Here is a 24,322-nt window from a genome sequence, read left to right on the forward strand (position 1 = left end):
TCAGTAGGCAAAAAAAGTGGCAGAATATGGCGGTTTTATGTATTTCATTAGTAGAGGCTGTCGAGTATGTCGGTAACTCCCCTGACGCTGGATCGTTATGATCGTCGTATCCTGGCTATTCTCCAGCAGGAAGGGCGCATCAGTAACCAGGAGCTGGCCGAACGCATAGGCCTTTCGCCATCCCCCTGCCTGCGCCGGGTTCGAGCGCTGGAAACCCATGGGCTGATTACCCAGTATCGGGCCGTGGTAGACGCTCGGCCGCTGGGCTATCAACTGATGGCGCTGCTGCATATTTCCATGGACCAACACACCCCCGAGCGCTTCGATAACTTCGAGCGCCACGTGCGTGACATCCCCAACGTGGTGGAGTGCTTGATCATCACGGGTCAAGCCGCCGACTTTCAGCTCAAGATTCTGGTCAAGGACATGGATGACTACCAGCATCTGCTGCTGCATGTCATCAATCGGATCGAAGGGGTCACGGGGGCGCATACCAGCTTTGTGTTGCGCCGCGTCTTCGAGCACCGCCCGGTACCTACCTGAAACGGGCAGTTCGATATGACCGGGCAGTTCGATATGGCATAGGCAGTGGCTTGCTGGCGGTTTACACTGCTTTTTTTAATCGATACAGGAGATTGAACCATGAGTATTCAGCGTCATGATACAAAAGCCCGCATGAGCCGTGCCGTGATCCATGGCGGCGTGGCGTATCTGTGCGGCCAGGTGGCGGGCCCCGAGGCGCGCCATGGCGATATCAAGGAGCAGACCGAGAGCATGCTGGCGCGAGTGGATGCGCTGTTGAAGGAGATCGGCTCCAGCCGCGAGCAGTTGCTCAGCGCGACGATCTACCTCAAGGAGGGCAGCGATTTTGCGGCCATGAACGAGGTTTGGGATGCCTGGGTACCGGAAGGCCATGCACCGGCACGCACCTGCGTGTGTGCACCGATGCCTGCCGATGAGTTGAAAGTCGAGATTACCGTGACCACGGCGGTGGATGCGTAGTCGCCGCGTTACTTGGCTGGTTTTTCGGCCGGAAAACGGGTATCGCGCAGGCTGTCCTTGATCTTCTTCAGGTGCGGCAAGAAGTCTTCGCCGCGCCTGAGGGTGACCCCCGTGGCCAGCGCATCGATCAAGGTGAGCTGAATCATTCGGGAGGTCATGGGCATGTAGTGGTCGGTATCTTCGGGGGTGGCGACGTCCAGGGTCGCGGTGCACTCCCGTGAGAGCGGAGAGTCCGGTGCGGTAATCCCCAGCACCACGGCGCCTGCTTCGCGGGCCACCCTGGCGATATCGACCAACTCCCGCGTGCGGCCCGTGTAGGAAATGATCACCACCACATCGCCCGTATGGCAGGCGGCAGCCACCATGCGTTGCATCAGCACATCCACATACGCCATGACCGGCAGGTTGAAGCGGAAGAACTTGTGCTGCGCATCCTGGGCCACGGCGCCGGAGGCACCCAACCCGAAAAAGTGAATCTGCTTGGCCTGGGTCAGGTAATCCACCATGCGCTCGACGGCGGCCATGTCCACCTCGCGCTGGGCTTCGTCCAGGGCGGCAATGGTGGCTCCGAAAATCTTGTGCGTGTACTGAGTGGCCGTATCGCCGGGCTCGACGGCACGGGTCACGTAAGGCGTTCCGCCGGCCAGGCTCTGCGCCAGCTTGATCTTGAAATCGGGATAACCCTTGGCGCCGAAGTTGCGGCAAAACCGGTTCACGGTAGGCTCGCTGACGCTGGCCGCCTGAGCGAGGCTGGCAATGCTCAGGCTGGTGGCGGCTGCCGGGTCGTCGAGGATCACGTTCGCCACCTTGCGCTCCGAACGATTCAGCTCTTCGAGACGTTCCCTTAGGCGGTCTAGCAGGTCATGCGCCATTGACTGACTCCGTGGCAGGCGTTGAGGGTAAACGAGGCGTCCACTGGCTGCACCAGTGATAAAACTCATCTGCAGGCAGTGGACGAGCATAGTAATACCCTTGCGCCGCTTCGCAACCTATCGAACGCAAATAGTCGGCCTGGGCAGCCGTTTCGATGCCCTCGGCGACGACGTCACAGCCCACCGCATGGGCCAGTTGGGTGATGGTCAAGGCCAAGTGACGATCCACGGCGTCCTTTTCCAGATCCATGACGAAGGCCCGGTCAATTTTCAGCGTCGAGAAAGGCAGGGTCTTCACATAAGCGAGGGATGAGTGGCCGGTGCCAAAATCATCGATGGCCACGGCAATATTCACGTCCGCCAACTGGGCCAACTGGATACGCGCGTTATCCAGGTCGCTGAGCAGACCAGACTCGGTCACTTCGAGCGCAAAAAAGCGCGCCGGAATCCCGTGCCGGGCGAGTCGCGCCAGCAGCGCTTCGGCAAAGTCCTTGCGTGCCAATTGCCGCGCGGCCACGTTGACGGCGATATGGAAGACATCATCCAGCAGGCCCTGCTGCCGCCACTGGGCAATATGGCGCATAGCCTCTTCCAGCACCCACTCACCAATCGACAGAATATCGCCACTGGCCTCGGCCAAGGGGATGAAATCGCCAGGCGAGACATGCCCCAGCTCGGGATGGTGCCAGCGCAGCAGCGCTTCGGCACCCAGCACCCGCTGAGTGCCCAGCGATAGCTTGGGCTGAAAGGCCAGCGACATCTCGCCACGCTGGGTCGCCCCGCGAATCGCCTGCTGCAGGTGCAGGCGGTGGCGCTGCTGGGTTTCCAGCGTTTCGTTGTAGCTTTGAAGGCGCAGCGAGCCAGTCTGAGGCAGCGCCAGAGCGGCCTTGTGCACCAGCCGCTCGCTGTCGAACGAGCCCTGTGACCAACTGATACCGATACGTGCATTTAGCGGCAGCAGCAGGTCTCCCACTGCCTGATCCTGATCGAAACAGCTCAGCAGCTTGGATGCCAGCTGGCGCAGTGCCTTGAGGTCGTTGCTATCGGCAATGACCAGCAGTTCACTGCCGCCCCATACGCCCAGGGTGCAGCGTTCACATAGCTGGGCGTGGAGCCGATGGCTGATATGCACCAGCAGCTGGTCGGCCACGCCGTAGCCGTGCAGGCGTACCACATCGTCGAGGTGATCCAGGGCAATGAACAGCAGGCCAGTGTCGTCACCTGCCTGGGCGGCCTCTTGTAGCGTCTGGGTCAGCGCCCGTCGGTTGGGTAGCTGGGTGATGTGGTCGGTGCGCGACTGGCGGTCCAGCTCTTCGGTGCGTTTGGCCACCATCTGTTCGAGGGTCTCGGCCTGCTGATCGCGCACTTGATAACGGTGCTCCACGTCCAGCGTATTGCGAATGCGCTGGAGGACTTCGTCATGCTTGAAAGGCTTGGTGAGAAAGTCACGCACTCCCATGCCCAGCGCTTTGTGGCGTGTCTCGTCATCGATCTGCGCGGTCAGCACGATGACCGGCGGCATCTGAGCCTCGAAGTGCGCCTGTAGCTGCGCCATGACCCCATAACCGTCCAGGTAGGGCATCCGAATATCCAGCAGAATCAGGTCGGGCAGCTGCTGCTGGCACAGGCCTAGCACTTGGCGCGGGTCGCTGACCCCCTGCACGTTATCGAAGCCGTGGTCGTCCAGCAGGTCCAGCAGCAGCTCGACGTTGATGCTGTTGTCGTCGACGATGAGTAAGCGCTTGCTCATCAGGGTCATGTGGCCATCCTTGGAGAGTGGGCGGGGGCGACAGCCAGATAGTGGCTCAGGGTCGCGGAGAGCTTGTCGAGGTCGATGGGCTTGGTCAGGTAGTCGGCAAAGCCAGCCTCGAGGCCTCGGGCAATGTCCCGTTCCATGGCGTTGGCCGACAGGGCAATGATGGGAAGGTGCTTAAGCTGCGCATCGTGGCGAATGATCTCCAGCGCTCGATAACCGTTCATGCCGGGCAGGTTGATGTCGATCAATACCAGGTCGGGCGGTGAGTAGCGCATGATTTCAAGCCCCAGCTCGGCGCTGGACACGGTTTGCAGCTGGACGTGTGGGTAGTCGTCCACGATATCTTCCATGAGCTTCTGGTTGGTGGGGTTATCCTCGATATAGAGCAGGCGGTAGCTGCTCTGTGAGGCAGTGTCTTCCAGCGTTGCCGACACCGCCGAGGAAGGCTCGGCGGTGTTTTTTTCTGCCATGGGCAAGGTAAACCAGAAGGTGGAGCCACGTTCGGGTTGGCTGTCCACGCCAATGGCCCCCCCCATTCGCTCCACCAGCTCACGGGTAATGGCCAGGCCGATGCCCGTCCCTTCGATGACGCCGTGCTCCTCATCCAGCCGATTGAAGGGTTCGAACAACTCTTCCAAACGTTCGGCAGGGATGCCTTTGCCGGTATCGGTGACGCAGATGCAGAACATGGGCGCCTGCGGCACCACCTCAAGGGTGATGCTCCCCTGAGGGCGGTTGTATTTGATGGCATTGGAGAATAGGTTCAGCAGGACCTGTTTGGTGCGCGTGTAGTCCGCCTGCACGACCCAGTCTGGCGCAATGTCCGGACGCTGGAAGTGAAGGCCTGCGGCATCCACGTTGGCTTCCAGGGTGCTGGCGGCATCTTCTATCAACTGCTGAAGAGAGATGGCTTCGAGGGATAGGCTCATGTGCCCCGACTCTATCTTGGCCAGGTCCAGCACTTCATTGATCAGGCTTAGCAGGTGCTGGCCGCTCTTCTCGATTTGGCCTACCTGCCGCTGCTGTTTGTCGCTCAGCAGGTCTCGACGGCCCTGGGCCAGCAGCTGGGCAAAGCCGATGATGGCATTCAAGGGGGTGCGCAGCTCATGGCTCATCGAAGAGAGGAAATCGCTCTTGGCTCGGTTGGCCTTTTCCGCCTGGTCACGGGCCGTGGCGAGGTCCAGGGCGACCTGTTCGCGTTCGGCCATTTGCCGATAAAGATTGATCAACAGGGCGCAGGTATCGGTAAAAGGCTGCAGCCAATTGAGTAACGACTGGTCCAGCGGTTGTCTGCTGTTGGCGATGGCAAACATGCCAATCAAGCGGTCGCCACTGAAAATGGGCGCACCCAGGTAGTTGTCCAGCCGCGGGTGACCGGGAGGGAAGCCGCCTCGCTTGCTGTGCCCATCAACGTCATCGGTGATGACCGTTTCGCCATGGGCGTACACCCGCCCCAGCAGCGAGTTTGGGTTGATCAGGGTCATGTCGCCACTGCGTAACATTTCCATCAGGTGGCGCGACTCGTCGTTCCAGGACAGATCGGTAATGGCGTGGATCTTCAAGGCACTGGTGGTGTCCGTGGGGAGCACTTCGCCGATCAGGGCGTAGTCACTGTCGGTCAGCTCGCGCAGTGCCTCCATCAGAAACGTCCACAGCTGCTCGCCGGACATCAGCGCCTGATAGTCGGTGATACCCTGATGCAACACCTTGAGCAGGCTCTGCTCCTTGTGCATGCGCTGGTTGGCGGCATGGACATCCGTCAGGTTGGTCAGGATGCCCAGAAACTCGACGACGTCTCCTTTTTCATCGGCAATGGCATTGACCGCGAGATGCACCGGCACGGTGTGGCCCTGCTGGTGCAGGGCGTCGACTTCCCGGCCACGGCCAATCACCCTGGGGTCGCCTCCGGCCAGAAAGTGGGCCAGGAAACCGTCATGTTGGTCACGGATGGACGCGGGTGTCAGTATGGAAACGTTGCGCCCTACCACTTCATGATGGGCATAGCCCAGCATGCTGAGCGCGTAGGGATTGATGCTCAGCACCTTGCCTGAGCGGTCGATGCGGACGATGCCCGTGGCGCTACCATTGAACAGAGTCTGATAGCGCAGATTCGTTTGGGAGAGGTGATAGCGCATCTGATGCTGACGCAGCAGCTCATCGACCTGGCCTGCCAGCTGTTCGAGTAGCCGGTGGTCACGATCGGAAAATGGGCGTGGCTCGGGGCCAATCAGGCACAGCGTGCCCACGACCATCCCTTGAGTCGGTCGGAGAGGGTGGCCTGCATAGAAGCGTATGTAGGGAGCTCCGGTGACTAGCGGGTTATCGCAAAAACGTTCGTCCTCGTGGGTATCCTCCACCACCAGCGGCGCGTCGGCCGCCACGGCGTGGGCGCAGAACGACACTTCACGGTTGGTTTCGCAGGCATCGAGCCCTTGGCGCGCCTTGAACCACTGGCGGTCTCGGTCCACCAGCGATACCAGCGATGTGGGCACGTCAAACAGGTCGCAGGCCAACTGTGTCAGGCGTGAAAAGCCCTCGTCGTCGGCGGTGTCGAGAACGTGTAACCCATGCAGGGCTGCCAGGCGCTGAGGTTCATTGTCTGGTAAGTCGGCCGCGTGCATGGCAATCCCTGAGTGTGTGAGCGTATGCAGTCAAAGCATATTAGATAAATATCGGGCGTTGGCCTGTAATCTTTAGCCGAGCCTGAGTAATTTCAGCAGCCAGCGGCGATAGGGAGGCCGCAGCCAGCGGCTGCTGCCGCGTTTGGACTGATAGAACTCCCCCCGCATATGGCTGAAACGCTCGAAGCCGTGGCGGCCATGATAAGCCCCCATGCCGCTTTCACCGACGCCCCCAAAAGGCAGCGAGGGTACGGCGTGGTGCAGCAATGTTTCGTTGAACACTAGCGCGCCCGAGCGAGTGCCCTCACGCAGCAGCTGCTGCAGCGCCTTGTCATGGGTAAAGGCATACAGCACCAGCGGCGCTGGGCGAGCATTGATGAAGCGCAGCGCGTCCTCCTGATGCTGCACGCTAATGATCGGCAAGGCGCGGCCAAAGATCTCCTCTTGCATGAGAGCAAGCCCCTGATGGGGGTCGACGACCAGCGCGGGGGCGTGGGGGCCGTGATCGATCACGCGGCAACCTTGATCACGCGCTTGCTCGATCAGGCGCTCACTGCGTGTGGCGAAGTGTTCACTGACATGGCCGGTGGCTTCCCTGGCGTTGGGCCGCTGATGGCGTATGGCCAACTCCAGCGCCTTGATCAAGGCCTCCATGCGGCTGGCGTCGACCAGCACGTAATCCGGGGCCAGGCAGGTTTGGCCGTTGTTGAACCCTTTGCCGAACACGATGGCCTCGGCAGCGCTATCCAGGTCCGCGTCACTGGCAACCAGCGCCGGCGACTTGCCGCCCAGCTCCAGCGTCACCGGGGTCAAGTTGATCGCAGCGGCGGCTGCGACCAGACGGCCCACGCGGCTCGAGCCGGTAAAGACCAGGTGGTCGAACGGCAGTGCGCTGAAGGCGGCGGCCACGTCCTCACCTCCCTCGATCACCACGAACTCGTCATCGGTAAAGTATTGCGGCACCAGCTGGGCCAGCAGCGCGCTGGTATGCGGCGCCTGCTCGCTGGGCTTGAGGAGCACGGTATTACCCGCGGCCAGCGCATCCACGATGGGCATTAGCGCCAGGCACCAGGGGTAGTTCCAGGCAGACATGACGCCCACCACCCCCAGCGGCTGGGGCGAGATGCGCGCGCGGGCTGGCCACAGCCGCCAAGGCATGGTGGCGGCTTGCGGGCGCATCCAGTGCCACAAGTGCAGGCGGGCGTGGCGAATGGCGTGCAGCACCGAGCTGATCTCGGCCAGGCGAATTTCCACTTCACTGCGCTGACCAAAATCCGCTTGAATCGCCTGGATGATCGCCCGTTGATGGCGCCGTGTCATGAGTGCCAAGCGTGCCAGACGCTCACGCCGAATGGCGAGGGTCGGGTAGGGCGCAGTGGCGGCGGTTTCCCGCTGCGCGGTCAGTAGGGTCGTGAGATCACGCTTCATGGCCACTCCTTGGAATCGTTCGACATTGACCATACTGGCAGGTTATAGAGGGGGAAACCCTCGACGCCAGACATTGACAATTGTTCACATCGTTAATGGTAAAGTAAGCCATCCACGGCGTCTGCCCGTGCCCTGGGAGTTGTCATGCCTTCTCTGTCGTTGACCATTCTACCTGCCATCGAGGCCGTTTCGGCAAGCCAGTGGGATGCATTGGCTGCGACGGGTCAGCCGTTCATGCGTCATGCGTTTCTCCAGGCGCTGGAGCAAAGCGGCTCGGTCAGTGCTGCCACGGGATGGCAGCCCAGTCATCTGTGCGTCTGGCAAGGGCAGCAGCTCGTCGGGGCGCTGCCGCTGTATCGCAAATACCACTCCTACGGTGAGTACGTGTTCGACTGGGGCTGGGCCGACGCGCTGGAACGGGCAGGAGGGCAGTATTACCCCAAGGCGCTGAGTGCGGTGCCGTTTACCCCCGTGCCTGGGCCACGCACTCTGATCGCCGTGGAGGCACCTGCTGCTGAGGTATACGCCTGTTTAGCCCAGGGTATCGAGCAGCTGTGTGAAGCCCGGGAGCTCTCCAGTTGGCATCTGCTGTTTGCCCATGAGCAGGAGGTGGGCGCCTGGCAACGACAGTGGCCGCAGCTCATCACTCGTGAAGGCGTACAGTTTCAGTGGCGTGACCAGGGGTTTGGGGATTTCGAAGGCTTTCTGGCCTCGCTGGCCTCCAAGCGCCGCAAGATGATCAAACGTGAGCGCCGATTGGTGGCCGAGCAGGGGATTACCCTGACGCGTTTGGTGGGCAGTGAGATCAGTGACACAGACATGGCGCACTTCTACCGCTGCTACACCATTACCTACCATGAGCGTGGTCGCCCACCGTATTTGAATCACGCCTTTTTCGAGCGCCTGCGTCATACCATGAGCGAGTCGCTGGTGCTGATCCAGGCCCGGTTGGAAGACCGCCCGGTGGCAGCGGCGCTCTGTTTTCAGGATGCCACGACCCTCTATGGCCGCTACTGGGGCAGTGAAGTGGTCGCCGACTGCCTGCACTTCGAAGCTTGCTACTATCAAGGTATCGAGTATTGCCTGGAAGCCGGGTTGACGCTGTTCGACCCCGGCACGCAGGGAGAGCACAAACTGGTGCGCGGCTTTACCCCGCAGCGCGTGCGTTCGCTGCACTACATCGTTCACCCTGGGTTGGCTGCCGGAGTAGGGCAGTTTTGCCAGCAGGAAGCCGAGCATGTTCAGGCGTATCGGCAGGCGGCCAGCCAGTCTTTACCCTATAAGTCGCCTCTGGCGTCGCAGGACCCTGCGGCTTGATGGCATAATGCGCGCCGCTCTGGCTTTTATACAGGAACACTCTCATGCACAGATGGCTCTTGGTGATACTGCTGGCGGTGCTTGGCCTGATGCAGTACCAGCTGTGGCTGGGCAACGGCGGCTGGCGCGACCTTCAGCGGGTCGAAGAGCGTGTGGCTGAACAGGAAGCGGCCAATCAGCCCCTGCGCGAGCGTAACGCCCGACTGGCGGCCGAGGTCACGGATTTGAAAACCGGGCTGGCCGCCATCGAAGAGCGTGCGCGCAGCGATATGGGCATGGTGCGTTCCGACGAGCAATTTTTCTGGGTGCCTGGTGTCGCCATCGAAAACGAGCTGCTGGGGATTCATGCGGGGTTGATCGCCCAGCCGGGAGTCATTCCACCGCGTGAGCGCGAAGGCGGTGAGCCATGAGTGAAACGCTCTGGCTGGTGGTGCCCGCCGCAGGGCAGGGCAAGCGCATGGAGGCTGATCGACCCAAACAGTATTTGTCGCTCGATGGGCAGCCGATCCTGGCCCACACCCTGGCACGGCTAGCCCAGGCTTTTCCTGAGGCCCACTTGGTGCTCTGTCTGGATCGCGACGACGGCTGGTTCGACCCGCATAGCGTACCGTTCAAGCGCTGGCAGCGGGTCGATGGCGGCCAGGAGCGCATGCATAGCGTGCTCAACGCGCTGCGTGCCATTCCCGCTCGTGCGGATGACATCGTCATGGTGCATGACGTGGCGCGCCCCTGTATTACCCAGCAGGACTTGCTGGCGCTGCATGCGGCCATCCAGCGCCATTCGGCCGGTGCGCTGTTGGCCATGCCGGTGGCCGACACCATGAAGCGTGACCGAGGTGATCAGTGCAGCCTGCGCACTGAACCCCGCGACGGTCTGTGGCATGCGCTGACTCCGCAAGGCTTTCGTTACGCGCTGCTGCTGCGCGCCCTGGAGCATGCCGAACAGCACGGTACGCTGGTCACCGACGAAGCCTCTGCCGTCGAAGCATTGGGAGAAGCGCCGCGGCTGGTCAGCGGCCGCCGCGACAACCTGAAAGTGACCCACCCCGGCGATCTGGCGCTGGCTGGCGCCATCCTACACACTCAACAAGCCGCCGCGTCGATGGCGGATAACGGCAACAGGAGCGCCTAATGCGAATTGGCCATGGATTTGACGTGCATCGCTTTGGACCCGGCGACCATCTCATGATTGGAGGCGTCGCGCTGCCCTTCGAGCAGGGGTTCGTGGCGCACTCCGATGGTGATGTGCTGCTGCATGCCATCAGCGATGCGCTGCTGGGTGCCTGTGCGCTGGGCGATATCGGCCATCATTTTCCGGATACCGACCCCGCCTGGCAAGGCGCCGACAGCCGTGGCCTGCTGCGTCACGTCATGTCGCTGGTGCGCCATGCCGGCTACGAGGTGGGCAATCTCGATGCCACTTTGATGGCGCAGGCCCCTAAAATGGCGCCTCATATCCAGGCCATGCGAACCGTCATTGCCCAGGATCTGGAAATCGCCCTGGGCCAGGTGAACGTCAAGGCCACCACCACCGAGCGGCTGGGCTTCACCGGGCGGGGTGAAGGTATCGCTGCCGAGGCCGTGGTGCTGCTGACCCCGCGAGTGTCAGCGGATGCTTGAACTTCCTGATTGGCAGCGCAGCCTGACGGCCGATTTCGGCCCGCCCGCCCCTGGCCACTACCGCACCGCGCCGGAAGATTTTTGGGTCGACGAGCAGCTCGACTTCATCCCCGAAGGGCAGGGCGAGCATCTCTGGCTGCGGGTGGAGAAGCGCAACCTGACCACGCTGGAGGTGGTCAGACAGCTCAGCCGACTATGCAGCGTGGGGCAACGCGACATCGGCTACTCAGGAATGAAAGACCGGGTTGCCGTCACGCGGCAGTGGCTTAGCGTACATCTGCCGGGGCGCCAAGCGCCTGAAGGGCTGGCAGGTGCCCTGGCCGAGCTGGGCATTCAGGTGCTGGAGCAGGCGCGCCACCCGCGCAAGCTGAAGCGCGGCGTGCATCGCACCAACCATTTTCAACTGCGGCTCAGTGGCGACGCCGTGCAGCGGGAAGACTTTACCGCGCGTTGGGAAGCACTGTGCCGTCACGGCGTCCCCAACTATTTTGGCCATCAGCGCTTTGGCGCGGGTGCCCGCAACTTGCAGCGAGCCCAGGCGGTGCTGGCCAAGGGCTGGCGCAAACGCGATGACCGTCAGGGCATGATGCTCTCCACCGCCCGCAGCTTTCTGTTCAACGAACTGCTCAGCGTGCGCTTGCAGGACGGCAGTTGGTGCTGCCCGCTGGCAGGCGACACGCTGATGCTGGAAGGCACCCAGAGCGTGTTTGCCGTCGATTCAGTGGATGAGGCGCTGATCGAGCGGGCCGCCGCGATGGATCTTCACCCCACCGGGGTGTTGTGGGGTGTTGGTGAATTGGCGCAGGGGGCGGCGGCGAAGTATGAAACTCTGCTTCGACAGCGGCATCCAGCGCTGTGTGAAGGGCTTGAAAAAAGTGGCGTCAAGCGTGCTCAACGGGCACTGAGGGCCTGCCTGGTGGCGCCCAGCATCACCCATGAAGACGGCGCTGTGCTACTCTCATTTGCCCTGCCGCGAGGTAGTTTTGCCACGGCGGTGATCGGCGAGTTGATCCACCACCCCGATACCGCCTGATGTACGTGTAAGGAGACCGACATGCGGCGACTGCTGCTTTCCAATGACGATGGCGTTCACGCCCCCGGCCTGAAGGCGCTGCATGATGCGCTCACGGCCCATGCGCACCTGCGCGTGGTTGCCCCTGACCGCGATCGTAGCGGGGCCAGCAATTCGCTGACCCTGTCTCGGCCGCTGTCGCTGACCGCACTGGACAGCGGTTTCTATAGCGTCGATGGCACCCCGGCCGACTGCGTCTATCTGGGCGTGAACGGCCTGTGGGACGAACGGCCAGAGCTGGTCATCTCCGGCATCAATCATGGCAGCAACCTGGGCGATGACGTGCTCTACTCCGGGACGGTAGCCGCCGCCATGGAGGGCCGTAACCTGGGCATGACGGCCATCGCCATGTCGCTGTGCGGCACCCAGCACTTCGCTACGGCCGCGCACGTAGCGGCCAGCCTGGTGGGGGCCTCTGATCGACTGTCGCTGCCGCCGCGTACGCTGCTCAACGTCAATGTGCCCGATTTGCCTTGGGAAGCCATCAAAGGCGTCAAGGTCACTCGGCTAGGGTATCGCGGCCCCGCTGAAAAGCCCGTGCCGGTGCAAGACCCCCGTGGCCGCACGCGCTACTGGATTGCCCCGGTGGCGGCCAACGCCGATGATGGTGAAGATACCGATTTTGCGGCGGTCGAGGCGGGCTATGTCTCGATTACCCCGCTGCAAACTGACCTGACGCGCCACCCGGCGCGCCGTGATGTACAGGACTGGTTGGATGCCTTTGCCTGATCTATCTCCCGGCGAGTTGAGAGGGCGTGGTATGACCTCTCAGCGCACCCGAGATCGCATGATCGAACGGCTGCAGCAGCAGGGCGTACAGGATACGCGGGTGCTGGAGGTCATGGCCCGTGAGCCACGCCACTTGTTCGTGGACGAAGCACTGGCGCACCGCGCCTATGAAGACACCGCGCTGCCGATTGGTTTTGGACAGACCCTGTCGCAACCCCTGACCGTAGCGCGCATGACCGAGCTGGTCTTGAAGGCGTCGCCCCGGCGTGTGCTGGAGGTCGGAACGGGTTCCGGCTACCAAACGCTGATTCTGTCGCGCCTGGTCGACACTCTCTACTCCGTCGAGCGCATCCACGCGCTGCACGCGCGTGCGGCAGAGCGACTGTGGCGGCTGGATGCCCCGGCGACTCTCGCCGTGGCCGATGGGGGCGAAGGGTGGCCGGAAGCCGCCCCTTTCGATGTGATTTTGCTCACTGCCTGTGCGCAAACGCTACCCCAGGCATTGCTTGAGCAGTTGACGCCAGAAGGCGCATTGATTGCGCCGCTGGAAGAGTCCGACGGCAGCCAATGGCTGACCCAGGTCAAGCGCATTGGCTGTGCATTTGAAAAGCGCCGGCTCGAACCCGTGCGCTTTGTTCCCCTGTTGCAAGGAGTTGTGGATTGAAGCGTCGAGCGATAGAACTTTTTTTCAAAGGCACTGGCATGGGAGCCGCCGATGCCGTTCCCGGAGTGTCCGGTGGCACCATTGCGTTCATTACCGGTATCTATGAAGAGCTGATCAACACCATCAAACAGTTTGGCCCCAGCGCCCTGGGGGCCTGGCGTCATGGTGGGCTGCGCGGGCTTTATGTCCACCTCAACCTGGCCTTCCTGACGCCTCTGCTGGCCGGTGTCGCCATCAGCCTGTTCAGCGTCGCGCACTTGGCGCTTTGGCTCATGGAGGCCCAGCCGCTGCTGCTGCAAGGCTTCTTTTTCGGGCTGGTGGCGGCTTCGGGGCTGGTCGTCGGGCAGGCGGGCGAGCGCTGGAAATTAGCCTATCTGCTGCCGCTCACCCTGGGGTTGCTGCTGGCTCAACTGCTGCCGGGCATGATGCCGCTGGTGTTGATGATCGGTAATGAAGCCATGGTCGTGGTGGTCGCAGGCGCCATCGCCATCAGTGCCATGCTGCTGCCGGGCGTGTCGGGGAGTTTTCTATTGCTCACCATGGGCCTCTACGGCACCATCATGGGCGCGATTCGCAGCTTCGACCTGGGGATCATCATCCTGTTCGGCATGGGTTGCCTGCTGGGTCTTGCCCTGTCCTCACGGCTACTGTCATGGCTATTGAAGCGCTATCATGGGGCAACCCTGCAGCTGCTGCTGGGGTTTATCGTCGGTTCGTTGCCGGTTCTCTGGCCCTGGCGTGAGCTGTTACGCTACCAGCTGGGTTCGGAGGGGCAAATGATACCGCTGGCCTATCGCTATCTGTTACCCAGCGACTACGCCGTGCTGACCGGCGAGTCCGCGCAGGTCGCTGGTGTCGTATCGTTGATGGTCTTTGGAGCGCTGCTGGTCGTACTATTGAATCGTCGCGCAGTGACGCACTCCTCACGCTCAACGACCCCGAGCCATTGAGCGGGAATCGAATCAGTGAGTGTGAGCGCACGGCATTGAAAAGGAGTAGGGATTGCATGCGTAAGGTTTTTATCGTGTCGGTGTTGGCGCTGGCGATCAGCGGCTGTGCCAACCAACAGCAGGGTACGCCACAGGTACGCGATTTGAGTGAAGCGCGTCGCGTGGTTGAAAATACCCCTCAATACACCGTCAAGGCAGGCGATACCCTGTATGGCATTGCCTGGCAGCACAACCTGGATTATCGCCAGTTGGCGGCCCTGAACAACATCAGCCCTCCTTATCAAATTCACCCGGGACAAACCATCGCCCTGCGGGAAGGCGCGGGTGCCAGCACGGCCCCCAGTCAGGCACCTGCCACGGCGTCGCGGGGTGTGGTAGCCACTGGGTTACAGCCTCAGGCCACGGCCGTTGCCAGTAACGAGCAGGAACTGGACTGGCTGCTGCCCGATGAGAGCGCCATCGAGCGTAACCAGCGCCTGACGGCGGAGCCTCGCGCCGTGGAAGCTGCGCAGCAGGTGGCTGCCAATACGGCGCCGTCAGAACCGCCTGCATCGGCTGCTGCTGAGCCGCCGTCTGAACCTGCCGCCGAGCCCGAGCCGGCTCCCGAGCCCGCGCCCGCCGCAACGCCAGAGCCAACGCCTGCGGCGCAGCCTGCTCAGGCCGCTCGCCCGGATCGCTCCTCGCGTACCTTCACGCCTGTCGATAATGTCGACTGGCGCTGGCCTACCGATGGAGAGATTACCGGTGAGTTTGGTCAGGGTGGGAGCATTACTGCCGGGATTGATATCGCGGGGCAAAAGGGGCAACCTGTGCGAGCGGCAGGCCCCGGTATCGTGGTGTACGCGGGCAGCGGTGTGCGTGGCTACGGTAACCTGATATTGTTGAAGCACAACGATCAGTACCTCAGCGCCTACGCACACAACGACAGTTTAAGTGTCAAAGAGAACGATGTCGTCGAGGCCGGTGAGGTCATTGCCACCATGGGCGATAGCGACGCAGATAGTGTCAAGCTGCATTTTGAGGTGCGCCGCGATGGCCAGCCACAGAATCCACTCGACTATTTGCCCGCTCGCTAGGCACCACGCTCTGAAGGTAACGTATTAGCTCGATCAAGGTAACCCGGACAGCTAACTAAGGCGTCATATAACAATAAGGTGCACGCGCACAGGGAGTGCGACCACCCGGACTTTTTCGAATGGCGGATAGGTGAGACAACGGGGGTATGACCATGAGTATGCTGGAGAAGGACCTACAGGAAATCGACCTCGACGAGGTTGAGGAAGCGCTGGATGAGGCCGATGACGATGCCACGGCTGAGGAGGCAGAGTTCGAGAAAGCGCTGGGTCGGGACGACCGCCAATCCACTCAGAGTCTGGATGCTACCCAGATCTACCTCAATGAAATCGGCTTTTCGCCGCTACTGACGCCGGAAGAAGAGGTCTATTACGGACGTCTGGCGCGCAAGGGGGATGCCCTGGGGCGCTCACGGATGATCGAGTCCAACCTGCGTTTGGTGGTCAAGATTGCTCGGCGTTATTTGAACCGTGGCTTGACGCTGCTGGATTTGATCGAAGAAGGTAATCTCGGGTTGATTCGCGCGGTGGAAAAGTTCGACCCTGAGCGTGGCTTTCGCTTTTCCACTTATGCCACCTGGTGGATTCGTCAAACCATCGAACGCGCCTTGATGAACCAGACACGCACCATTCGTCTGCCGATTCATGTGGTCAAGGAACTGAATATCTACCTGCGCGCTGCCCGTGAGTTGACCCAAAAACTCGACCACGAAGCCACCGCAGAAGAGATTGCCGAGCATCTCGACAAGCCGGTGGAGACCGTCAAGAAGATGTTGGGGCTCAACGAACGTGTGTCTTCGGTGGACTACCCGATGGGCGGTGAAAGTGACAAACCTCTCATCGATACGCTCACCGATGATGACGTGCAAGGACCTGAGGCGTGCCTCGTGGATGGCGACGTGCGTGAGCATGTCGACCACTGGCTGGACGAGCTCAGCGAGAAACAGCGTGAGGTGGTGGTGCGCCGCTTTGGCCTGCGAGGGCATGAAGCCGCCACGCTGGAAGAAGTGGGCGCCGAAATCGGTCTGACCCGCGAGCGTGTTCGTCAGATTCAGGTGGAAGCGTTAAAGAAGCTGCGACGCTCGCTGGAAAAGCAGGGGCTTTCTCTGGATTCGATTTTCGAGGCGTAGCCTCGTCGAAGCCGTCTGGCTTCGCCAGCACGTTTGATACGTACGTCTACCGCGCACCGAGCATTTCACTCGGTGCGCTGTTTTTGATAGCCAGTTTGTCTGGCAACCGGGTAACACCCGCTAAACCCATATCCGTTCGCTAGCCGTACGGATTGTCAGCACCGCGCTGTCGTACGAGCGCTCTGATAAGTGAGATAGCCATGCGCCCGTTAGTGGCCCATATCGATCTGGACGCGCTGCGTCACAATTACCAATTAGCCTGCCGCTGTGCGCCTCAGAGCCGCTCGGTCGCCGTCATCAAGGCCAATGCCTATGGCCACGGTGCGCTGGCCTGTGCCAACGCCCTGGAAGCCGAGGTGCCTGCGTTTGCGGTGGCCTGTATCGAAGAGGCGTTGAGCCTGCGTGAAGGCGGCATCAAGGCCCCCATCATCCTGTTGGAAGGTATCTTTAGCGCTGATGAGCTGGCGCTGGTCGACCATCATGGCCTGTGGATCAGCGTGCACAGCCATTGGCAGGTAGAGGCGCTTTTGGCCTACTCCCCGCAGCGGCCGATTCCCGTCTGGTTGAAGGTCGATTCCGGCATGCACCGGCTGGGGTTCTCTCCTCAGGAGGCGCCTGCGGTATGGCAGCGTCTGCACAGTGCCCCACAGGTCACCGCGCTGCACCTGATGAGCCACTTCGCCAACGCCGATGCCCAGGATGCCAGCTACTTCGAGCATCAGATGGGCGTGTTGCAGGCCCTGGCGGCCACGTTGAAGGCACCGCTTTGCCTGGCCAACTCACCTGCCACCCTGGCTCGGCCAGCCGCCCATGGCGACTGGAACCGGCCGGGTATCATGCTGTATGGCAGCGACCCCTTGGAAGTCGCCAGCGAGCTGACCCGGCAACTGCGCCCGGTGATGACGCTGCGCTCGGAAATCATCGCCCTGCGTGAGCTGGCCGTCGGCGAGCCAGTGGGCTACAGCGGACGCTGGAAGGCCCCACGCCCCTCGAAGATTGCCGTCGTCGCCGCAGGGTATGGGGATGGCTATGATCGCCATGCCGTGGATGGCACGCCGGTACTGGTCAACGGCCAGCGCTGCCCCATCGCCGGTAAGGTCTCCATGGACATGCTCACGGTGGATGTCACCGAGGTGTCCGACGCCGCCATTGGTAGCGAGGTCGTGCTGTGGGGGCGCGCTACCCAGGGCAGCGTGCTGTCGGTGGACGAAGTGGCCCGCTACTGCGATACCATCAGCTATACCCTGCTGACCGGCGTGCTGCCCAGAGCACCTCGGCAGTACCATGGGGCCAACGTCTAAACGGTTATCTGTATGTCGAAATCTTATCCGCGCTCTTTTGCGCACCCCCGCTACTGGCCGACCTGGCTGGCCATTGGTGCCATGTACGTGGCGGCCTGGTTGCCTTGGCGAGTCAGGCTTTGGGTAGGCAAGATGATAGGCCTGCTGGCGTGGCGGCTTGCCAAGCGTCGGCGGCACATCACGGCCACCAATCTGGCGCTCTGCTTTCCCGAGAAAAGCGCCGATCAGCAGCGCCAGCTGGTCAAGGAAACCTTCATCGCCAACGGTATTGGGCTGGTGGAAACCGCCACTGGCTGGTGCCGCGATGCCGAAGGCTTGCGTCATCGCGTGGCCTATCATGGCCAGGAGCACCTGGCCCATGCCAAGGCTCAGGGCAAGGGCGTGCTGGTGGTTGGTATTCACTTCTCGACGCTGGACCTGGGTGGCGCGCTGCACTCGCTGTTTTTCCCGGCGGACGTGGTCTATCGCCCCCACAACAACCCGCTGTTCGAACGCTTCATGACCCGGGCACGCTCGCGCATTTTTGGCCAGGCCATCGACCGTCACGACCTGCGTGGCGTGGTGCGGCGGATCAAGGCGGGACATATCGTATGGTACTCCCCGGATCAGGACTTCGGTCGCGATGTCAGCGTCTTCGCTCCGCTGTTTGGTCAGCAGGCGGCGACCATTCGCCTGACGGCTAAGATCGCCCGCATGACCGGAGCGCCGGTGGTACCGCTGATGTTTCACCGCAACCCGGACAACCGTACCTACACCATCGAATGCCTGCCCGCCTTCGAAGGCTTCCCCAGCGGCGACGAAGTGGCCGATGCCACCCGGGTGAACGAATTCATCGAGCGGGCCATTCGCAAGCACCCCGAGCAGTACCTGTGGCTGCACCGGCGCTTCAAGACGCGCCCTGAAGGCGACGCCGGGTTTTATTAGCGCGACCCCGGGTGTCGAGTACTGATGTCGAGTACTGATGTCGAGCACTGAACAAGCATGAAAAAAGCCGCCCGGAAGAGGGCGGCTTTGCGTTGTGCCAGCGGAATCTTTTGCCAGCAACCTCAGTCGAGGTTGCGCGAGTAGAAGATTTCCAGCATCTCTTTGCGCAGACGGCCTTCGATATCGCGGGCTTCTTCGAAGGTGATGTCGCGGCGCGACGTGCCGAACAGGTAGTTGTCCAGCTCGAAGTCCTTGAGCAGCATCTTGGTGTGGAACATGTTTTCCTGATACACGTTCACGTCGATCATCTGGTAGGCCTGCTTGGTATCTTCTGCCAGATAGTCCTGAATCGAGGTGATGTCGTGATCGATGAACAGCTTCTTGCCATCGACGTCACGGGTGAAACCGCGCACGCGGTAGTCCATGGTGACGATGTCGGAGTCGAAGCTGTGGATCAGGTAGTTCAACGCTTTCAATGGGCTGATATGCCCACAGGTGGATACATCGATATCCAGCCGGAAGGTACTGATGCCGTTGTCGGGATGCGACTCGGGGTAGCTGTGTACCGTCACATGGCTTTTGTCCAGGTGGGCCACGACCGTTTCCGGAAGTGGGCCAGGTCCTGGCTCGGTTTGCCCTGGCGTCGGTTCATCCAGCTCGTGCTCGGCAATCAGAATGGTCACACTCGCGCCATGGGGCTCATAATCCTGACGCGAGATGTTCAGTACATGAGCGCCAATGATGTTGGTGACGTCTTTCAGGATCTGCGTCAAACGTTCGGCGTTGTAAAGCTCATCGATATAGTCGATATAAGCCGCACGCTGCTCTTCGGTTTTGGCGTAACAGATGTCGTAAATATTGAAGCTCAAAGAGCTGGTCAGGTTGTTGAACCCGTGGAGTCGGAGATTATCTGACACTTCCGAACCTCCCTATGGCAGATGAGGACACCCCGACGAGCCAGCGCCGGAACCGATAAACACTTGTCACCGTGCTAACGCAGCCGCCTTGTAAGCGACCCCGCACTACGCAGTAAAGGGAAAAACAAGCGGGCGTATTATGCCCGCCCAGGGCGTGGCTTGCATCCAGCCACGCCATTTTTTTTGATGCTGCAGCGTCACCCGCGTGGTCAGCCGACCTGTGACGGCTCAAGCTTCGCGGATCTCATAGGAGTGAGTGATGTCGACACCGCCTTTGACCAGCATGATCGACGCGCTGCAGTACTTCTCGGCAGAAAGCTCCACGGCGCGCTGGACCTGCTTCTCTTTCAAGCCGCGACCAGTGACCACGAAGTGGACGTGGATTTTGGTGAAGACGGCGGGAACTTCATCGGCGCGCTCGGCATCCAGCTCGGCCACGCAGTCGGTGACCTCTGCCCGTGCCTTGTCGAGAATGTTGAGAATATCAAAAGCGGTACAGCTGCCCATGCCCATCAGCAGCATTTCCATGGGGCGAGGCCCGGTATTACGGCCACCGTGGTCAGGTGGGCCGTCGATCACAACGCTGTGTCCGCTTCCAGACTCCGCCACGAACTGGCGTCCATCGGTCCATGCTACCCGTGCTTTCACGTTGCTCTCCTCATGCTGGCGACGAAAGGTAAGTCGCGCAGCATAACATTTCCAGGCGCAGACGCACGGCTTCTCTCCATGTCGCCTGCACGTCCTCTATCGCAAACCCGTCAGGCAAGGTGGCGTTCCAGCACCGCAAGGCGCTCTGGCGTGCCCACGTCTACCCAGTGGCCAGCGAAATGCTCGCCCGAGACACGCCCTTCGTCCATGGCCCGGCGCAGCAGCGGCGCCAGGGCAAACGCCCCAGGCGGCTCGCTGGCCACCAGAGCGGGGCGCAGCAGGCTGATGCCCGCAAAGGTCAGGCGTGACGCTCCAGCGCTCGCCACCCGGCCCTGATGCAGCGCGAAGTCGCCCTCAGGGTGTTGCACCGGGTTGTCCACCAGCACCAGATGCGCCAGATCCTCGGCGGCCAGCGCGGCAGCGTCCGGCAGGTAGTCGCACCACACATCGCCGTTGATCAACAGAAAAGGCGCCTCGCCCAGCAGCGGCAGTGCCTGGCGAATACCGCCGCCGGTTTCTAGCGGAGATGGCTCGTGGCTCCACTGGATGGATACCTGATGGGCGCTGCCGTCGCCCAGCGCGGCCATGATCTGCTCGGCACGATAGCTGACATTGATGACCAACTCATGAATGCCCGCCTGCCGCAGGCGCTCGATGTGATGCACGATCAGCGGCTTGCCCGCGACGGGCAGCAGCGGCTTGGGGCAGTGGTCGGTGAGCGGGCGCATGCGCTTGCCAAGGCCTGCGGCCAGGATCATGGCCTTCATGCGCTCTGCTCCGCCAGGCGCTGCATGATGGCGGGGCGCAGTACGCTGCTGGCCCACTCGGCAAACGTGCGATGTTCAGGCAGGGCCGCCAGGCTATCTTCCAGGTGATCGAGGAAGTGGGGCAGGCGGGCCAGGTAGCCCTGCTTGGCGTCGCGTAGCGTCAACCGACAAAAAATGCCCAGTACCTTGAGCGAACGTTGGGCTGCCATGGCATGGCACTGGACCAGAAAGTCCGCTTCCGAGGTGGTGCGGAGCAGTCGCCCCTCCTGGCGAGCCTGCTGGTAGAATAGCGATACCAGCTCGGCAAACTGGCTGGCGCTGAAACGGCAGTAACGCCCCCGCAGCAGCGAGATCAGGTCGTAGCTGAGCGGACCAGCCACGGCATCCTGAAAGTCGATCATCGTCAGCTGCTGAGCCTGGCACATGAGGTTCATGGCATCGAAGTCCCGATGCACGCTGACCACGGGCTGTGCCAGCGCGCTATGGATCAACGCCTGACGCAGCGCGGGCCACGACTCGGGGGCGGCCAGCCCTAGCCAGTGTTCCAGGCACCATTCGGGGAACAGGTCGAGTTCACGCCCCAGTAGGGCTTCATCGTAGGCGGGTAGCGCCGCAGGGTCGGCACGATTCTGCAGCTGAGCAATCAGCGCCATGGCTTCCAGGTGGCGCTGACGAGTGCTGTCAGGGTCCGTGAAAGTGTCCTGAAGCGGGGTGTCGCCCAAGTCCTCCAGCAGCAGGAAGCCCGCGTCCAGGTCGCTGGCGTGGATGTAGGGAACCGCTAGCCCGGCGGCATGCCAGCGTTTGCCGATGGCTACGAAAGGCGCCGAGTCCTCCTGGGCGGGCGGCGCGTCCATGACGATACGCGTGCTGCCATCGGGAAGCGTGAGGCGAAAATAGCGCCGAAAACTGGCGTCACCGCCCGCCGGTGCTAATTGAATATGCGCGGGCTCAAGGCCATGATGCTGCGCTGCCCACTGGGTGAGGGCGTCAATCCTGGAAGAGGACATGCAAGCTCCTTGCTGGTCGGGCATGATGCGGGCTGTATAATACCGATTCTGGATGCCAAGGATAACGAACATGGGCAAGCGAATCTCGCGCACCACTCCGGTTGCGCAAACGCTGTTGGGCAGTGTGCTCGCCGGTGCCTCGCTGTCAGCGGTGGCGCAGGGTCAGCCATTGCCTGCTGACGCGCTGGACTGGCAGCCCTGGGGGCAGGACGAAGCACGCCAACAGCTGTGCCGTGGGCGCTATGTGATGCCCGACTATCGTTTGCCTGCGCAAGAGAACCCGGAAACGCTCTTGGTGGAAACCGATGAAGCGGATTATGCCGCGGATGGCGAAGCGCTGCTGCGCGGCGATGTGGTCTTGCGTCGCGGCAATACCGAGCTGCAGGCCGATCAGGTCTTTGTTCCGGCGGACCGCCAACGCGTCGATGCCGAAGGTGACCTGGTCATCCGTGACGGTCAGGCCATGGTGCGTGGTGAGCAGGCCACGCTGATGCTCAACGAGGATCGTGCCTCGCTGCGCAATAGCCATTACGTGCTCTATGAGCAGCACCTGCGCGGCCAGGCCAGCCAGCTGGAGCAAACCGGAGAGGAGCAGTATCGCCTGCGCGATGCCACTTTCACTACCTGTGATCCGGGTGCCAACAGCTGGCAACTGGTGGGTAGCGATATCCAGTTGAACCAGGCCACCGGATTCGGCACGGCACGCCACGCGCGCCTGCAGGTCAAGGACGTACCGATTTTTTACTGGCCCTGGCTGCGTTTTCCCATCGATGACCGCCGCCACACGGGGCTGCTGTCGCCCACGCTGAGCTTCTCCAGTGACGGCTTTGACTATGCTCAGCCGTTTTACTGGAACATTGCGCCTAACCATGACGCCACCATTACACCGCGCTGGATGTCGGACCGTGGGCTGCTGCTCAATGGCGAGTATCGCTACCTGTTCGAGCAAAGCCAGGGGATCGTGGAGGGTGGTTTCCTGGGCAGCGATGGTGGCAGCAGCACCGGAGACAATCGCTTCGAAGGCGAAGAGCGCTGGTACATCGATGCGCAGCACGCCGGTGCCTTGGCCCCGCGCAGCGACTATCAATTGCGCTACGGAGCGGCCAGCGATGGGCGCTATTTCGACGACTTTGGTGGTGAGTTCGGCAGCGGTGATCGGGTCAGCATGGAGCGTCTGGCGCAGGTGGACTACCGCGGCGAGCGCTGGCAGCTGGACGCCAGGGCCCAGGGGTTTCAGCGCCTGGAAGACCCGCTCAGCGATACCGATCGCCCTTTCTACCGCCTGCCCAGCCTGACCGCCAACTCGGACTGGCAGTTGGGCAGCGGGTTTTATACCCAGTGGCGCTCCAACGCGACCTATTTCTGGCGTGACGTGGACGAACGGCGGGTCCCCGAGCGGGAAGCCGCCATTGGTACCCGCCTGCACCTGACCCCCAGCGTGGGCTGGCGCTATGAGCAGCCCTGGGGCTATATCGAACCGCGCAGCGAGCTGTGGCATACCGCCTACGAACTGGATTACGGCGACCGTATCACGGACCGCGATACGTCGCCCTCGCGTAGCGTCGCCATCACCTCCATCGACGGTGGGCTGGTCTTCGAGCGTGAGCTTGAGCTGGGCGGGCGTGACTATCGCCAGACTCTCGAGCCCCGTATCAACTACGCCTACGTGCCGCGTACCAACCAGACCCAACTGCCGGACTTCGATAGCCGTGAACGGGCATTCTCCTGGGATCAGCTCTGGTCCCCGCACCGCTTCTCGGGGGCTGACCGGGTCGGTGATCTGAATCGCGTCTCGTTGGGCGTGCAGTCTCGGTTGATCGAAGACAGCGCCGGGCGTGATCGCTTGACGCTGGGCGTTGGCCAGAGCCTCTACTTTGCCGAGCGGCGCATCGACAGTGACGGTGACCCGAGCACGCTGCCGCCGCGTCCGGAAGATGCCCCCGACGCCAATCCGCTGAGCCGCTATCAGGCCACGCGGGATCGCTCGCCGCTGGTGACACGGCTGGAGTGGCAGATCAATGACCGTTGGAGTACGGGCTATGAATGGCTCTATGACGACGAGCGTGAGCAGACCGAACGCTCCAGCGTCGACCTGCGTTATCGTCATCCTGATGGCCACGTAGTGAACCTTGGCTACCGCTGGGAGATCGAAGGGTTCGATCCTTCCGTGGTGCCCGGTGACGACGGCTTCCGCGACTACAGTCGTGAAGAGTGGGACCTGTCGCTGGCCTGGAAAGCCAGCCCAAGGATTGATTTGATTGGCCGCTACCTGCACGATCAAACCAACGATCGTCCTCTGGAGCAGTTGGCGGGCTTGCAGTGGAACGACTGCTGCTACGGCGTACAGCTTGTCTGGCGGGAGTGGATAGACGACAACGATACCGCCAGAGTGGAAGACGACTTTAGCGACCGTGGCCTGTTCCTGCGCTTTGTCTTCCGTGGTCTTGGCGGTGTTGGCCAGGAAGCCGACAGCTACTTTGAACAGGCGATCCCAGGCTACCGCCCCACACCCCTTTAACGATCA

General features: G+C 61.8%; 23 protein-coding genes. 15 read left to right on the forward strand and 8 right to left on the reverse strand.

Annotated features, from left to right (window positions below; all coding sequences use genetic code 11):
- The first annotated feature begins 66 nt into the window (after positions 1-66).
- Together KVY02_RS03965 and KVY02_RS03970 are read left to right on the forward strand one after the other, a co-directional pair.
- Positions 67-543: an Lrp/AsnC family transcriptional regulator gene (locus tag KVY02_RS03965; protein WP_081192497.1), complete on the forward strand. Its 477-nt coding sequence runs from the start codon at positions 67-69 to the stop codon at positions 541-543.
- A gap of 99 nt (positions 544-642) precedes the next feature.
- Positions 643-1,002 carry a RidA family protein gene (locus tag KVY02_RS03970; protein ID WP_039175573.1) on the forward strand — a complete coding sequence of 120 codons (360 nt, stop codon included), beginning with the start codon at positions 643-645 and terminating at the stop codon, positions 1,000-1,002.
- An 8-nt stretch (positions 1,003-1,010) separates the two neighbouring features.
- Here the strand turns inward: KVY02_RS03970 and KVY02_RS03975 are convergent, their stop codons facing one another.
- The 4 genes from KVY02_RS03975 to KVY02_RS03990 all read right to left on the reverse strand — a co-directional run bounded on the left by KVY02_RS03975 (position 1,011) and on the right by KVY02_RS03990 (position 7,679).
- Positions 1,011-1,874, reverse strand: coding sequence for a MurR/RpiR family transcriptional regulator (locus KVY02_RS03975; RefSeq protein WP_218314452.1), 864 nt, complete (start codon positions 1,872-1,874; stop codon positions 1,011-1,013).
- Entirely contained in the window at positions 1,864-3,633 is a 1,770-nt protein-coding gene (locus KVY02_RS03980) for an EAL domain-containing protein (protein WP_218314453.1), read from the reverse strand. Before KVY02_RS03980 ends, KVY02_RS03975 begins: the two co-directional genes overlap by 11 nt.
- Positions 3,630-6,251, reverse strand: a complete 2,622-nt coding sequence (locus KVY02_RS03985) for a GAF domain-containing protein (protein WP_218314454.1) — start codon at positions 6,249-6,251, stop codon at positions 3,630-3,632. Before KVY02_RS03985 ends, KVY02_RS03980 begins: the two co-directional genes overlap by 4 nt.
- 72 nt (positions 6,252-6,323) lie before the next feature.
- The gene (locus KVY02_RS03990; RefSeq protein WP_218314455.1) at positions 6,324-7,679 is read right to left on the reverse strand and encodes an aldehyde dehydrogenase family protein; all 1,356 of its coding nucleotides are present in this window, start codon (positions 7,677-7,679) and stop codon (positions 6,324-6,326) included.
- Between the two features lie 144 nt (positions 7,680-7,823).
- Here KVY02_RS03990 and KVY02_RS03995 point away from each other — a divergent pair, with 144 nt between their 5' ends.
- The 12 genes from KVY02_RS03995 to lpxL all read left to right on the forward strand — a co-directional run bounded on the left by KVY02_RS03995 (position 7,824) and on the right by lpxL (position 18,459).
- Positions 7,824-8,996: a GNAT family N-acetyltransferase gene (locus KVY02_RS03995; protein WP_218314457.1), complete on the forward strand. Its 1,173-nt coding sequence runs from the start codon at positions 7,824-7,826 to the stop codon at positions 8,994-8,996.
- A gap of 44 nt (positions 8,997-9,040) precedes the next feature.
- On the forward strand, positions 9,041-9,406 hold the full coding sequence (gene ftsB, locus KVY02_RS04000; RefSeq protein ID WP_016916293.1) for a cell division protein FtsB: 366 nt from the start codon (positions 9,041-9,043) through the stop codon (positions 9,404-9,406).
- Positions 9,403-10,128, forward strand: a complete 726-nt coding sequence (ispD, locus tag KVY02_RS04005; RefSeq protein ID WP_218314458.1) for a 2-C-methyl-D-erythritol 4-phosphate cytidylyltransferase — start codon at positions 9,403-9,405, stop codon at positions 10,126-10,128. Before ftsB ends, ispD begins: the two co-directional genes overlap by 4 nt.
- Positions 10,128-10,616, forward strand: a complete 489-nt coding sequence (gene ispF / locus KVY02_RS04010) for a 2-C-methyl-D-erythritol 2,4-cyclodiphosphate synthase (protein WP_218314460.1) — start codon at positions 10,128-10,130, stop codon at positions 10,614-10,616. The genes ispD and ispF overlap by 1 nt, the downstream gene beginning before the upstream one ends.
- Positions 10,609-11,649 carry a tRNA pseudouridine(13) synthase TruD gene (truD, locus tag KVY02_RS04015; protein WP_218314461.1) on the forward strand — a complete coding sequence of 347 codons (1,041 nt, stop codon included), beginning with the start codon at positions 10,609-10,611 and terminating at the stop codon, positions 11,647-11,649. Before ispF ends, truD begins: the two co-directional genes overlap by 8 nt.
- A gap of 21 nt (positions 11,650-11,670) precedes the next feature.
- A complete protein-coding gene (surE, locus tag KVY02_RS04020) occupies positions 11,671-12,417 on the forward strand; it encodes a 5'/3'-nucleotidase SurE (protein ID WP_081192483.1) in 747 nt (248 codons plus the stop codon).
- Positions 12,404-13,081 (forward strand): protein-L-isoaspartate(D-aspartate) O-methyltransferase, encoded by a 678-nt coding sequence (locus tag KVY02_RS04025; protein ID WP_016916298.1) that lies wholly within the window; start codon positions 12,404-12,406, stop codon positions 13,079-13,081. The genes surE and KVY02_RS04025 overlap by 14 nt, the downstream gene beginning before the upstream one ends.
- Positions 13,082-13,119: 38 nt before the next feature.
- Positions 13,120-14,031 carry a DUF368 domain-containing protein gene (locus KVY02_RS04030; RefSeq protein WP_371317398.1) on the forward strand — a complete coding sequence of 304 codons (912 nt, stop codon included), beginning with the start codon at positions 13,120-13,122 and terminating at the stop codon, positions 14,029-14,031.
- Positions 14,032-14,087: 56 nt separating this feature from the next.
- Positions 14,088-15,107 carry a peptidoglycan DD-metalloendopeptidase family protein gene (locus KVY02_RS04035; RefSeq protein ID WP_016916300.1) on the forward strand — a complete coding sequence of 340 codons (1,020 nt, stop codon included), beginning with the start codon at positions 14,088-14,090 and terminating at the stop codon, positions 15,105-15,107.
- Between the two features lie 152 nt (positions 15,108-15,259).
- On the forward strand, positions 15,260-16,234 hold the full coding sequence (rpoS, locus tag KVY02_RS04040; RefSeq protein ID WP_081136430.1) for an RNA polymerase sigma factor RpoS: 975 nt from the start codon (positions 15,260-15,262) through the stop codon (positions 16,232-16,234).
- A 200-nt stretch (positions 16,235-16,434) separates the two neighbouring features.
- A complete protein-coding gene (gene alr / locus KVY02_RS04045) occupies positions 16,435-17,535 on the forward strand; it encodes an alanine racemase (protein WP_218314463.1) in 1,101 nt (366 codons plus the stop codon).
- A 12-nt stretch (positions 17,536-17,547) separates the two neighbouring features.
- Positions 17,548-18,459, forward strand: a complete 912-nt coding sequence (gene lpxL, locus KVY02_RS04050; RefSeq protein ID WP_081192479.1) for an LpxL/LpxP family Kdo(2)-lipid IV(A) lauroyl/palmitoleoyl acyltransferase — start codon at positions 17,548-17,550, stop codon at positions 18,457-18,459.
- Positions 18,460-18,581: 122 nt separating this feature from the next.
- Here the strand turns inward: lpxL and speD are convergent, their stop codons facing one another.
- The 4 genes from speD to KVY02_RS04070 form a co-directional block, all read right to left on the reverse strand.
- Positions 18,582-19,376 carry an adenosylmethionine decarboxylase gene (gene speD, locus KVY02_RS04055; RefSeq protein WP_081136133.1) on the reverse strand — a complete coding sequence of 265 codons (795 nt, stop codon included), beginning with the start codon at positions 19,374-19,376 and terminating at the stop codon, positions 18,582-18,584.
- Between the two features lie 228 nt (positions 19,377-19,604).
- Positions 19,605-20,024 (reverse strand): OsmC family protein, encoded by a 420-nt coding sequence (locus KVY02_RS04060; RefSeq protein WP_016916305.1) that lies wholly within the window; start codon positions 20,022-20,024, stop codon positions 19,605-19,607.
- A 110-nt stretch (positions 20,025-20,134) separates the two neighbouring features.
- The gene (murU, locus tag KVY02_RS04065; protein ID WP_081192477.1) at positions 20,135-20,791 is read right to left on the reverse strand and encodes an N-acetylmuramate alpha-1-phosphate uridylyltransferase MurU; all 657 of its coding nucleotides are present in this window, start codon (positions 20,789-20,791) and stop codon (positions 20,135-20,137) included.
- The gene (locus KVY02_RS04070) at positions 20,788-21,798 is read right to left on the reverse strand and encodes an aminoglycoside phosphotransferase family protein (protein WP_218314474.1); all 1,011 of its coding nucleotides are present in this window, start codon (positions 21,796-21,798) and stop codon (positions 20,788-20,790) included. Before KVY02_RS04070 ends, murU begins: the two co-directional genes overlap by 4 nt.
- A gap of 70 nt (positions 21,799-21,868) precedes the next feature.
- Between KVY02_RS04070 and KVY02_RS04075 the strand changes: the two genes are divergently transcribed.
- Positions 21,869-24,316, forward strand: a complete 2,448-nt coding sequence (locus tag KVY02_RS04075) for an LPS-assembly protein LptD (protein ID WP_100731035.1) — start codon at positions 21,869-21,871, stop codon at positions 24,314-24,316.
- Positions 24,317-24,322: the final 6 nt, after the last annotated feature.

Origin of the sequence: Halomonas sp. 18071143 (assembly GCF_019211725.1) — a bacterium.
In the GTDB taxonomy this organism is placed as follows: Bacteria; Pseudomonadota; Gammaproteobacteria; order Pseudomonadales; family Halomonadaceae; genus Vreelandella; species Vreelandella stevensii.

Bases quoted from the DNA above. Each gene is read 5' to 3' on its own strand.
- KVY02_RS04070 (WP_218314474.1), bottom strand. From the start codon at position 21,798: ATGTCCTCTTCCAGGATTGACGCCCTCACCCAGTGGGCAGCGCAGCAT.
- KVY02_RS04035 (WP_016916300.1), top strand. From the start codon at position 14,088: ATGCGTAAGGTTTTTATCGTGTCGGTGTTGGCGCTGGCGATCAGCGGC.
- KVY02_RS04030 (WP_371317398.1), top strand. From the start codon at position 13,120: ATGGGAGCCGCCGATGCCGTTCCCGGAGTGTCCGGTGGCACCATTGCG.
- ispD (WP_218314458.1), top strand. From the start codon at position 9,403: ATGAGTGAAACGCTCTGGCTGGTGGTGCCCGCCGCAGGGCAGGGCAAG.
- KVY02_RS03980 (WP_218314453.1), bottom strand. From the start codon at position 3,633: ATGACCCTGATGAGCAAGCGCTTACTCATCGTCGACGACAACAGCATC.
- rpoS (WP_081136430.1), top strand. From the start codon at position 15,260: ATGAGTATGCTGGAGAAGGACCTACAGGAAATCGACCTCGACGAGGTT.
- lpxL (WP_081192479.1), top strand. From the start codon at position 17,548: ATGTCGAAATCTTATCCGCGCTCTTTTGCGCACCCCCGCTACTGGCCG.
- KVY02_RS03975 (WP_218314452.1), bottom strand. From the start codon at position 1,874: ATGGCGCATGACCTGCTAGACCGCCTAAGGGAACGTCTCGAAGAGCTG.
- murU (WP_081192477.1), bottom strand. From the start codon at position 20,791: ATGAAGGCCATGATCCTGGCCGCAGGCCTTGGCAAGCGCATGCGCCCG.
- alr (WP_218314463.1), top strand. From the start codon at position 16,435: ATGCGCCCGTTAGTGGCCCATATCGATCTGGACGCGCTGCGTCACAAT.
- KVY02_RS04075 (WP_100731035.1), top strand. From the start codon at position 21,869: ATGGGCAAGCGAATCTCGCGCACCACTCCGGTTGCGCAAACGCTGTTG.
- KVY02_RS03985 (WP_218314454.1), bottom strand. From the start codon at position 6,251: ATGCACGCGGCCGACTTACCAGACAATGAACCTCAGCGCCTGGCAGCC.
- truD (WP_218314461.1), top strand. From the start codon at position 10,609: ATGCTTGAACTTCCTGATTGGCAGCGCAGCCTGACGGCCGATTTCGGC.
- surE (WP_081192483.1), top strand. From the start codon at position 11,671: ATGCGGCGACTGCTGCTTTCCAATGACGATGGCGTTCACGCCCCCGGC.
- KVY02_RS03990 (WP_218314455.1), bottom strand. From the start codon at position 7,679: ATGAAGCGTGATCTCACGACCCTACTGACCGCGCAGCGGGAAACCGCC.
- KVY02_RS03995 (WP_218314457.1), top strand. From the start codon at position 7,824: ATGCCTTCTCTGTCGTTGACCATTCTACCTGCCATCGAGGCCGTTTCG.
- KVY02_RS03970 (WP_039175573.1), top strand. From the start codon at position 643: ATGAGTATTCAGCGTCATGATACAAAAGCCCGCATGAGCCGTGCCGTG.
- KVY02_RS04025 (WP_016916298.1), top strand. From the start codon at position 12,404: ATGCCTTTGCCTGATCTATCTCCCGGCGAGTTGAGAGGGCGTGGTATG.
- KVY02_RS03965 (WP_081192497.1), top strand. From the start codon at position 67: ATGTCGGTAACTCCCCTGACGCTGGATCGTTATGATCGTCGTATCCTG.
- ispF (WP_218314460.1), top strand. From the start codon at position 10,128: ATGCGAATTGGCCATGGATTTGACGTGCATCGCTTTGGACCCGGCGAC.
- ftsB (WP_016916293.1), top strand. From the start codon at position 9,041: ATGCACAGATGGCTCTTGGTGATACTGCTGGCGGTGCTTGGCCTGATG.